The sequence below is a fragment of the Nostoc sp. S13 genome (assembly GCF_029379315.1).
In the GTDB taxonomy this organism is placed as follows: Bacteria; Cyanobacteriota; Cyanobacteriia; order Cyanobacteriales; family Nostocaceae; genus Nostoc.
The window spans coordinates 96,786-106,929 of record NZ_JAQYWQ010000010.1; the positions used below are offsets into that span (position 1 = coordinate 96,786).

The 10,144-nt window shown below is 40.1% G+C and carries 10 protein-coding genes and 1 pseudogene; 3 read left to right on the top strand and 8 right to left on the bottom strand.

Annotated features, from left to right (window positions below):
- Window positions 1-260 precede the first annotated feature (260 nt).
- The 4 genes from PUQ00_RS05865 to PUQ00_RS05880 form a co-directional block, all read right to left on the bottom strand.
- On the bottom strand, window positions 261-812 hold the full coding sequence (locus PUQ00_RS05865) for a DUF421 domain-containing protein (protein ID WP_300414078.1): 552 nt from the start codon (window positions 810-812) through the stop codon (window positions 261-263).
- 331 nt (window positions 813-1,143) lie between these two features.
- On the bottom strand, window positions 1,144-1,557 hold the full coding sequence (locus tag PUQ00_RS05870; protein WP_300414080.1) for a hypothetical protein: 414 nt from the start codon (window positions 1,555-1,557) through the stop codon (window positions 1,144-1,146).
- 129 nt (window positions 1,558-1,686) lie between these two features.
- Window positions 1,687-2,679, bottom strand: a complete 993-nt coding sequence (locus tag PUQ00_RS05875) for a YihY/virulence factor BrkB family protein (protein ID WP_300414082.1) — start codon at window positions 2,677-2,679, stop codon at window positions 1,687-1,689.
- Between the two features lie 317 nt (window positions 2,680-2,996).
- Window positions 2,997-3,698 carry a microbial rhodopsin family protein gene (locus PUQ00_RS05880; protein ID WP_300414084.1) on the bottom strand — a complete coding sequence of 234 codons (702 nt, stop codon included), beginning with the start codon at window positions 3,696-3,698 and terminating at the stop codon, window positions 2,997-2,999.
- Window positions 3,699-4,135: 437 nt separating this feature from the next.
- Between PUQ00_RS05880 and PUQ00_RS05885 the strand changes: the two genes are divergently transcribed.
- Window positions 4,136-4,786: a type I restriction endonuclease gene (locus PUQ00_RS05885; protein WP_300414086.1), complete on the top strand. Its 651-nt coding sequence runs from the start codon at window positions 4,136-4,138 to the stop codon at window positions 4,784-4,786.
- Here the strand turns inward: PUQ00_RS05885 and PUQ00_RS05890 are convergent.
- From PUQ00_RS05890 to PUQ00_RS05900, 3 genes are read right to left on the bottom strand one after another with little or no spacing between them, the layout of a single operon-like run.
- Complete coding sequence (locus PUQ00_RS05890) at window positions 4,781-5,197, bottom strand: type II toxin-antitoxin system VapC family toxin (protein WP_300414088.1); 417 nt, start codon at window positions 5,195-5,197, stop codon at window positions 4,781-4,783. The genes PUQ00_RS05885 and PUQ00_RS05890 overlap by 6 nt on opposite strands.
- 28 nt (window positions 5,198-5,225) lie before the next feature.
- Window positions 5,226-5,375, bottom strand: a complete 150-nt coding sequence (locus PUQ00_RS05895; RefSeq protein WP_300414090.1) for a hypothetical protein — start codon at window positions 5,373-5,375, stop codon at window positions 5,226-5,228.
- A gap of 23 nt (window positions 5,376-5,398) precedes the next feature.
- On the bottom strand, window positions 5,399-6,928 hold the full coding sequence (locus tag PUQ00_RS05900) for a YifB family Mg chelatase-like AAA ATPase (RefSeq protein ID WP_300414092.1): 1,530 nt from the start codon (window positions 6,926-6,928) through the stop codon (window positions 5,399-5,401).
- A 329-nt stretch (window positions 6,929-7,257) separates the two neighbouring features.
- Here PUQ00_RS05900 and PUQ00_RS05905 point away from each other — a divergent pair.
- A pseudogene (locus PUQ00_RS05905) lies at window positions 7,258-7,638 on the top strand (class II glutamine amidotransferase); the annotation flags it as partial.
- Between the two features lie 193 nt (window positions 7,639-7,831).
- Window positions 7,832-8,866 carry an L-histidine N(alpha)-methyltransferase gene (gene egtD / locus PUQ00_RS05910; protein WP_300414096.1) on the top strand — a complete coding sequence of 345 codons (1,035 nt, stop codon included), beginning with the start codon at window positions 7,832-7,834 and terminating at the stop codon, window positions 8,864-8,866.
- 353 nt (window positions 8,867-9,219) lie between these two features.
- Here the strand turns inward: egtD and PUQ00_RS05915 are convergent, their stop codons facing one another.
- On the bottom strand, window positions 9,220-9,573 hold the full coding sequence (locus tag PUQ00_RS05915; RefSeq protein ID WP_300414101.1) for a hypothetical protein: 354 nt from the start codon (window positions 9,571-9,573) through the stop codon (window positions 9,220-9,222).
- Window positions 9,574-10,144 lie beyond the last annotated feature (571 nt).

Below are 10,144 nucleotides of genomic sequence, written 5' to 3' on the forward strand. Positions count from 1 at the left end.
TACAACCGTCATATTTTACAGTCTAATTAATAGACATCTCCGAAAAAGAATGTAGAGACGCGAAATTTCGCGTCTCTACAAGGGTTCTAGATAACGCATATTTAATTTCACCAGATGTCTAATAGACTTATCCACAAATAAACCTCAAAATAGCTGAAACCCTTACATAGCTGGCTTTTTAGCTTATATAAAACAGGAACCTCTAAAACCCTCTCCAGAGCTAGGTTTCAGCCAAATAAAGTTCTCATTTCCGGATAAGTCTAATGTAGATCGCTTTTTAGTATTGCTTTTTGCTCAGGGACGGGACTACTTTTGGAGTCAAAGGTGATGATACTAATGCTGCCGTCAGCCTCCATATATGCAAACTTCACATCTGCTAAAAATTCCACACCTTGCTGGCGTAATTTGCTCATCAACTCATCGTCTGTAATTAACTCTTGTTGCAAATGGCGCTGAATCATCCGACCATTTTTTACCAGCAGCAGTGGCGGCTGATTCAGAAAACGTTGGAACTGGGGTATTTTATAGCCCAACCAGTTCAGCAAGTAACTCCAAAAAATCACAGTTCCTACTAGGATAGCACCCTCAGTAATCGATGTATAATTACTTGCCATAGCATTTTGGGCAGCTTCAGCAAATAGCACAACGACGAGTAAATCAGTAATTCCTAGTGTTCCTAATTGTCGGCTAGGAAGCAGGCGTAGTACTGAGAACAGTGCTAAATAGACCAGCGACCCACGGATAATCAACTCAAAGACGCTGATGCTAGGAATAAAGATTGCCTGCCAATCGATGAAAAACCATTTTTCCATTAGCACTGATTTTCTCTCTTTTTCAAAATATTTCTGGCTAGAATCTGGGATTAAGATTATTTAACAGTTATCCTATTTAGATCGTGAATATAGATTTTCAAAAAGACACGACTTAGGCAACTGGTATTAAGACCGATTGTGCCAGTTGCGTAAGTCTTGAAATCATGTCAAAGGCAGTTGTAGTAATTTTAGTGAGTAAGGTGTCAATCTCAAAACTTAGCTAAAGAGCCGAAAACAGCATGGTATAAGCTTTTGAACTATAAAATATTTTTATATATGTAAAACATCCATAGGTTAACACCGAATAAAAAGATGTGCTGAAAACTAAGCACTACCATTTGCTATTGTTTTCATTAAAAGATGCTATCTTTAAGCGATACATTGGCGATGTTTCAGGTCGATAATCACCAGTTGTCATTGAAGTTATATATTGCGCTGTCTGAGCATCAACAACTGCAAGCTGTGTAGCATTATCAAAGAATCCTCCTCTAGTACTAATACCATCTGGATAAGCGACTTTTACTACCCATACCATTCGCTCTTGCGAGACATCATGTAAGTGTGTGTCATGTAGAACTTCCTGTTCATACTGTCCCCAAGACTTTATATCTGCGGAGATCAGCCGAGCAGTTTTTGGAAGTTTTCCAATTACGTTTTGCCTAGAAATAAAACGATCTAATGACAAATCTTTATTTCCAGCAAGTGTAGGAGTTGGCTTGTTGTTGGATTGTTGCAGTTTATTCAAATCTACAATTGCTGGTATTGAACGCGCTGGTAGTAGAGCGATGTCTACGACGGGCTACGCCTACGCCTAAAAGGGAGGCGCAGAGTATAACTCAGCATTTAGAGATTAAAATCACTGATTTTCTTTTTTCTATTTTAATCGGTTTGGCTTTTTGAAATACTTAAGTAAGCGATTAATAAAGCGAGAAGATGGCTTTTTATTAGTGGACGATCGCGCCGTTGGATTCGTGCCATTATATTTTGTATTATCAGACAGAGGTACGGCATTCTTGGTGGGGGTTATGCCGCTTCCGTACCTTCTGGCATAAACTTGGGTAAACTCTGCACCGAAGAAAAGAATCTGTGCGGCATAGTTAACCCAAGCTAAAATTACTACCAGTGAACCAGCTGCACCATAGGTTGAACCAAAACTGCCATTACCTAGATATTGTCCTAATAAAAACCTACCGATAGAGAACAAAAATGAGGTAATAACAGATCCAATAAAAACATCATTCCAAGTAATTTTGACATCTGGCAGAACTTTGAAAATTAACCCAAATAGTGCTGTAGTGATCGAAAAAGATAAAACAAAGTTAACTATTCGCCAGAGGAAATCAACACCAGGTAGGATGTTGCCAAAGTATGTTACTAATGCTGCTAACCCCGTACTAATTACCAGAGAAACTAAAAGTAAAAAGCCAATCCCGATCACCATTGCAAAGGACAAAAAGCGTAGGCGAATGATGTTATCTATGCCGCGTCCAGGTTTCGCTTTCACTTCCCAAATCGTGTTGAGGGAATCTTGCAACTCGGTAAATAAACCAGTAGCACCCACTAGCAAAACTACAACACTAATAATGGAAGCGATCGCTCCTGTTTGTGGTTTGTTAGCATTCTGAATGGCTGTTTGGATAAATGCTGCGCCATCTTTGCCGACTAAACCTTGAATTTGTCCAACGATTTGACCCCTTGCCGCCTCTTCTCCAAATACTGCTCCTGCGATCGCAATTACAATAATCAGCAACGGTGCAATGGAAAAAATCGTGTAATAAGCTAACGCCGCTGCTAACCGTGAGGCTTTATCCTCACTCCATTCTTTGAATGTCTCTTGTAACAACTTCCAAATCGTCTGCAAATTCATCCAATCAATCTCCTTATAGGATGCCGCTTACTTCCTGATATATTGGATACTTATTTCCTAAGTAACCACATCCACCCAAGGGAGTTTGTGCAGTGTTCTTGAGGAGGAATTTAGCAGAGTTGATAATTTCCTTGAGGGGCATATCTATAAATAATTTGCTTTTTGGTAAATAATAGGTAGTGCGATCGCTTTAGTACATATAATCCAGTATGAGCGATCAAATAATCCCTTGATTGATTCTCTTAAATATCATTTCGCTAAAATTCCGGCTTTCTTCATCGGTTAAGTATCTAAAGCATCGGAGTTAAAATTTATACTTACTCATATAACGGTTCCGATTCAGTAATCGATTCTCCTGCCTGTTCTAAATTACCTAGGGTGTTTAACGATAGAAAACCAAACCCGACTTTAGAGGCAATATCTAGTAGCGTATAACCCATTGTTTCCCCACCTTGACCCAAAGCGTTAAACCCTTCTGGACTAAGAATCCACACAATTGGATAGAGTGTCCACAGCACCAGATGCACAGTTACCAGCTTGCGGAATGCTTGCTTGGATCTGGGATGTTTGCGTTCTGCTTCGATCCGGTAGGGCTTCACTAATAAGTAGAAAACCGCCACGTAAGCACCACAACTCACAATATACCAGATATAGCTGATCGGCTTAGGTGTAACTGTGGCCAGGAAGCCAGTAGCAAGCATATAGGCGTTTGCTCCTAACAAGCTACCTGTAATCAGCAGGCTCGTTCTTCCCAAGAAAGTCAGATCCAACAACAACAACGGCGTTGAGCAAAACCAAGTGACAAATCGCACCCAATAAGTTGGACGATCATTGATGATGTTAACTCCTTGACCGAGTGCCATTGCTAAGTACAGCCCACTAGCAATCAAGCAAATGAAAAAATTAAGTGTATACAGTATTTTCCAACGTTCATTTTTACCATTGTGTGCGCCTACTCCGAAAAAAGCACAACCCAGTGTCATACTGATGACACCAATCCACAGCCAAGTTTGAACCATAAGTATTTTCCAGCTTTTTGGTAACTATTAATGATAAATTGCTAATGAGAAATTTCACTAATTAACTTTATTTGTTTTTGCTTGCAGAGAAACTATTATTTTTATTTCTTATTCTACTAGTTTTAATCATTAAAAAAATGTTTCTTAATGGAGATTTTAGATTAATAAAAAATCTGATTGAAATACAATCATAAATTAGACTTTAGTAACTTGCACTTTAGTACAGTACAAGCAGTTTTCTCTAAACCCTTGTCTTTAGGGTAGACTCATATAGAATAGTCTACGATGGTCACTGAGCTTGCCGTACCCCTACTCAAAAGCTAAGCTACGCGCAGCCTCTCCTAGAGAAGTGCGGGCTATTCGGTGACGCGCCAATTGGCGATAATAAAGATGTGCTGAAGTTGACAATATAACAAAGCAACTGTTACCTAAAAGCAATGACACAGACGGCAGCAATTACAGAAGCGATTACCACTCTTCAGGATGCAGAAAATCGATTCGGTTTTGTCCGTGTTGAAGACGAGGAGTTTTTCCCAGAGTGGTATGAGGGATTGTCTGAAATTACGGAAGCGGAAAAAGCATGTATGGATGTCGTGCGGCGCAGGTATCTCTATCACCGTGCCGGAGGTAATTTACTAGAAGGGACAGTCATATTGTTGTTGGTGTCACCAATACTTGCACTCTCAGGATTTTACGATCCTCCTTTCAGAATTAAGGCTGAATCATCCGTGGAACTAGTGCTGGATGATGGCGAAGAAATACTGCGCGGACGGATTGACGTTTTAGTGCTACAAGAGCAGTTGTGGGTGATGGTGTTAGAGTCGAAAAAAACCACGCTGTCAGTTTGGTCGGCTGTACCGCAAGCCCTAGCTTATATGATAGCTAACCCCAACCCCAGTAAACCTGTGTTTGGGATGGTGACGAATGGAGACGATATTTTATTTGTGAAAGTGACGCAAACAAGTACACCAGAATACGATTTGTCAAGGGTCTTCGCTCCGTTTGCATCCGCGAAGGAATTGTATGCCGTTTTGCAAATTCTCAAGCGTATTGGTCAGTTAATCTCTCCTGCCTCTACGGCTTTATAAAGTCCAATTATCCAAAACTAGATTTGGTACTTGACAAAAGTCTCGGTTGTTTCGTGTAACCAAAATTCCACTTACCGAAAGAGCGATTGCAGTAATCCGTAAATCTTGCCGACCAGCTTTAATCTTTTGATTGATTAGATTCGTATATAATTCTTGTGGTTCAGGAGTAAATCTTAAAACATTCAAGCTTTTGAAACTATCAAATGTCACCTGTAGTTTCTCATAAGCCGAAACAAAATCATTAGCAGATGCTCGTCGAATGACTTGAAATCGCCTACGAAGTTGTTCCTCGACAGTGACAATTGTAATCGCTACTTCGCTAGCGTCAACAATGTTTAGGCGACGAGCAATTTCTAAATTTCCTTTGTGGAAAAGAGAAACGCTATCAGTATCGAGAATCCAAAGACTCAACTTGCTTCCCCCTGCCTACCAGAGCCAGTTATGGAGTAAGAGCAGCCAGAGCCGACTTAATTTCGTCTTCAGATGCAAGGCTTTCATCAACTGCCAAGAACGAAACTAAAATCAGGGGCGCATTTTGCTGTGCTGCGGCATACATTTTATGGTAGCCATCAAGGAGATAGTGAGCCAACTTAAGCCATCATCATAAGATTTCTACTGCATTCTATCGATTGTGCGATACTGAATCGCTTCCGCGACATGATTGGTTTTTAGCTCATCTTCTGCCGCTAAATCTGCAATCGTCCGCCCTACTTTGAGAACGCGATCGCTTGCTCTTGCGGATAAACCTAATTTTCTAATTGCTACTTCTAATAAATTGCGACTAGCATCATCTAGCTTGCACCATTTCTGGAGATGAGGACTCTGCATGTGGGCATTGCAGCGCAGATTTGGTTCTTCTTGAAAGCGGGTAATTGCGCGATCGCTTGCTTGTTGCACCCGTTCCCGTACTGATGTTGATGCTTCTCCGGTAGGTTGTTGAGTAATTTCTTCTGGTTTTAAGCGATTTACCGCAACTTGTAAATCAATTCGATCCATCAACGGCCCAGAAAGTTTTGCCCAATATTGCTCACGTTGACGGGGAGAACAAGTACATTGTTGAATGGTATCGCCATAGTAACCGCAGGGACAGGGATTGGTACTCGCCACTAAAGTAAACTGTGCGGGAAACATTACCGATAGTTTGGTGCGGGAAATCGTTACATACCCATCTTCTAAAGGTTGACGCAGAAATTCTAAAACATCTCGTTTAAATTCCGTGAGTTCATCCAAAAAAAGCACGCCTCTGTGAGATAATGATATTTCTCCAGGACGAGGGAAGCTACCACCACCGACAAGAGAAGGCCCAGATGCCGAGTGGTGGGGACTGCGAAAAGGGCGATCGCGTACCAATGAACCCCGATTTTTCAATAAACCAGCCACCGAATGGATGCGAGTCACTTCTAAAGATTCGGCAAAACTCAGGGGCGGCAAAATTCCTGGTAAGCGCCGCGCTAACATGGTTTTCCCACTACCAGGCGGCCCGACAAAAATTAAATTATGCCCACCAGCAGCAGCAATTTCTAAAGCCCGACGGGCATGAGCTTGTCCTTTGACATCATGCAAATCTGCGCCAGGGTAGGATACTGTTGCTATCTCCGTTGTGCCATCCATCTGCACAGGTTTGTAACGCCCCGGATTATTTAAAAAATCCACCACATCAGACAGATGTTTGCAGCCGTAAACAGCCAAGCCTTCAACCACTGCCGCTTCTTGGGCATTATCAGCAGGGATAACTAAACCTGCAATTCCCATCTTTTGGGCTGCTGCTGCGATCGGTAAGACACCAGCCACCGGACGCAAACTGCCATCCAGAGAGACTTCGCCCAAAAATAGATAATCCCCCAACAAATCAGCGCTAACTTGCTCAGAAGCCGCCAAAATTCCCACACTAATAGGTAAATCAAAACAGGGGCCTTCTTTGCGTAAATCTGCTGGGGTTAAATTGATCACAATTTTTCGCATGGGAAAGGCAAAACCTGCATTCTTCAGCGTTGCTTTGACTCTTTCTCTTGATTCTTGAATCGCTGAATCTGGCAGTCCCAAGACAACAATTCCCGGCAATCCCCCTGACACATCGACTTCTACACCTACTTTGACGGCATCGATGCCCACAATTGATGCACTCCAGACTCTAGCAAGCATTTCTTATATAACAGTAAACCTTTCAAATCTTTAGCAGATGAGTCGGTAAATTGGCATTAGTGAAACCACAGAGACGATTTTTGGATCAAATTATCTGGTTCTTGTTTGTTGGAAAAGTTAATAAGCCTTTTTAAGGAGGGTTAGGGAGGATGAAGCATAAAAAGTAATAATTAAGCAACAACAATATTTTTCAACAAAATTGCCAAATTAATAAAACTTATTTCCGTAATATTACAGAAGCTATAAATACAAACAAGCATATAAAATAACAGGCAGATTAATAAATAACAGCAAAAAATTTTACATTTATAATATTATTCATACCTCAAGATTTTTTCGTAAAAATTAATGGCAGTACTGACTCTGAACACATTTTCGCATTGTTACTTTCACAAATTCAAATTAACAAACATCGACCTCCAGAATATGCTTTACGTATCACATTATTAACGCTTTTAGAGATGGCAAAACGCTATCAAGTAGAAGCCTCACTCAATATAATTTTTAGTGAAGGACATTGTTTAATAGCCTCTCGTTTTGCTACCACTTCACCGCCTCCATCTCTTTACTGGATTCGAGATGATCCGACTTTCCCAAAATCCATAATTATTGCATCCGAACCTCTATTTATAGGTAATTGGATTGCTTGCCCAGAAAATAGCATCATTAGTGTGGCAGCAGACTGTGAGATCCAAATTGAACAAATCTAGTGTGAAAGAGGTTAGCAATAGTACTTAAGCGCTTACTTGCTGTCATTTGAATAGGTAAATTCCTAAAAATAGCTCTAAAGCTTGAGCAATATTGCTCAGGCATGATTTTATTAGCTATGACTATGTGTTTCACTGATTGGGGTAAAGGTCTGCCATCAAAGGTAGCCTATTACGCCAAGCAAACGGAGGTTTCATGTCGATATCTAAAGCTGTTACCAGCAATCTTACTTCTCAAAACAGCGTTGAAAAACGCTTGCAGATAGAGCGTTTGCTAGGAGCAACTCAAGTAGTTGCAGCTAGTGCTGGGAGCGATGTGATTAAGGGATTAACTCAAATACCTAAATCTCTACCCCCCTGTTACTTTTATGATGACCGTGGTTCTAATTTGTTTGAGCAAATCTGTGATTTACCAGAATATTACCTTACACGCACAGAAACAAGCATTTTACAGCAGTTTGCTAGTGAAATTGCCAAGATAACTGGTGCTTGTGAATTGGTAGAACTTGGTAGTGGCAGTTCTAGCAAAACCCGCATTTTACTAGATGCCTACCAACAGCTAGGCTATCCCCTGCACTACTTACCAATTGATGTGTCTGCAGGTATGTTGGAAAGTAGCGCCAAACAGTTATTGGAAGATTATCCCTCACTGCAAGTTTATGCACTAGCGGGAACTTATGAATTGGCCCTTGCACAACTCTTACCAACGCAATTACCCAGTCGGATGATTTGTTTTATTGGTAGCACTTTAGGTAATCTTACACCTGATGAGTGTGATGTGTTCTTCTCTCAAATTACAGAAGCCCTACAAATAGGTGAGTATTTCTTGTTGGGAATAGATTTACGAAAGCCAAAACAGATTTTTGAACCAGCTTATAACGACAGCCAAGGAGTGACGGCAGCATTTAACCTAAATATGCTGGAGCATTTAAATCAGCAGTTTGAGGGTAATTTTGACACCACGCAGTTTGAACACTGGGCATTTTACAATGAAAGTGAGCATCAAATAGAAATGCATTTACGCAGCCTGCGATCGCAAATTGTAGAATTACGCGCTCTTAACCTCAAGGTTAATTTTGGACTAGGTGAGACTATCCTCACCGAAATTTCTCGCAAATTTCACCTTAATACTATCAAGCAGCAACTCACCGCAGAGGGTTTATTACCTCTTCATGTGTGGACAGATCCAAATCAATGGTTTGGTTTACTGCTCTGCCAACTGCAAGCATAAATCAAATCAGGGTATGTCTCACATATATAGTGGTTCTCAGTTGAGTCCAATATAGACGTAACAAAAACAAGCCCTTTACGCCAGTTCCTCATAGGGAAACCCCCTCTGAGCGACTGGCTCGCCTACAACCGTTGGGGAGTAACACTCAAAGCCTCTCTCCTAAAAGGAGAGAGATCAAAGTATATTGCATACAAAGGAGAACCGCTATAGATGATATTCGTCCCACCACAAAAAGAGAGAACAATTAGGATCTCTCTAACTGGGGTAGTATTTTCACTAAGTAATGTCGTATATCATGTATTGATGCAGATCCCTATTAGCGTAAGCAACTAAACTAAATGTTTAGCAGCGAATTATTGCCGCATCGAAGGTGTAGGAAAAATTCTGCTAAATATAGGAATCCTTGACTGAGGCTTAGTTGCAGTTATATTGGCATTAGCAGCAGAAGAGTTCTTAGCTGCTTCAGCGAGAATAGGTGGTTTGCTATTAGTAGTATTGGCAAAATCACTCAATTGGATAGTAGAAGGTGAATTTGAAGATAGAGAACTAATATTATCAGTATTTTGACTGTTGGTTTTTACCGGAGTTTCAGCTTGACATGGAGTAACGATGAAAGTCAAACTTGTTCCTAATACCACTATGAGCAAACGAGAAATATATTGTTGCATGGCGATTGGTAATGATAAAATGGGTTGAGAAATATTCAAATCTTAAAGAAGTTGTGTTTGTTCTAAGTTGTAAATAAAACCGCAATTTCCCAAGATAAATCATGACGCTGTTGTCCAATAAAACCTGATAACAGCGATTTATAAATCAATAGACTACTAAGGCTTAGTACATCAATTCACTAACAGCAACCGAACTTACTCAATCACTTTTCCTACAAGGCAAGGAGAATGTAAACTTCTCTTTCGTAAAAAGATAGCGGTTATTTTAAGACTACTGAATCACTCTTCTAGAGAGATGGAAAATAGATATACCTGGAAGAATTGAGGTTTTTTCATCGACTAAGCCAGTACAACTATTAATATTTTATTTATATTTAACTTGTTATTAAAAGAGGGATCTTACTGAACTATATTTAACGAACTAAAGCAGAAAGTATATGAAATTTTAATAAAACCTGAGTTTGATGAAGTCGCTTCTGTAAATAAATAGGTGTATATGTTCAGCAATAAATATTAATCTGACTATGTTAGGTAAATACTGAGAATATAAACCTATAAGTAGGTCAACTTAATTAAATATAAGATAGAGATACTCTTCCCGTTGTATGTC

Coding starts and splice junctions, on each gene's coding strand:
- PUQ00_RS05865 (WP_300414078.1), bottom strand. CDS start 812: ATGGAAAAATGGTTTTTCATCGATTGGCAGGCAATCTTTATTCCTAGC.
- PUQ00_RS05875 (WP_300414082.1), bottom strand. CDS start 2,679: ATGAATTTGCAGACGATTTGGAAGTTGTTACAAGAGACATTCAAAGAA.
- PUQ00_RS05880 (WP_300414084.1), bottom strand. CDS start 3,698: ATGGTTCAAACTTGGCTGTGGATTGGTGTCATCAGTATGACACTGGGT.
- PUQ00_RS05885 (WP_300414086.1), top strand. CDS start 4,136: ATGACACAGACGGCAGCAATTACAGAAGCGATTACCACTCTTCAGGAT.
- PUQ00_RS05900 (WP_300414092.1), bottom strand. CDS start 6,928: ATGCTTGCTAGAGTCTGGAGTGCATCAATTGTGGGCATCGATGCCGTC.
- egtD (WP_300414096.1), top strand. CDS start 7,832: ATGTCGATATCTAAAGCTGTTACCAGCAATCTTACTTCTCAAAACAGC.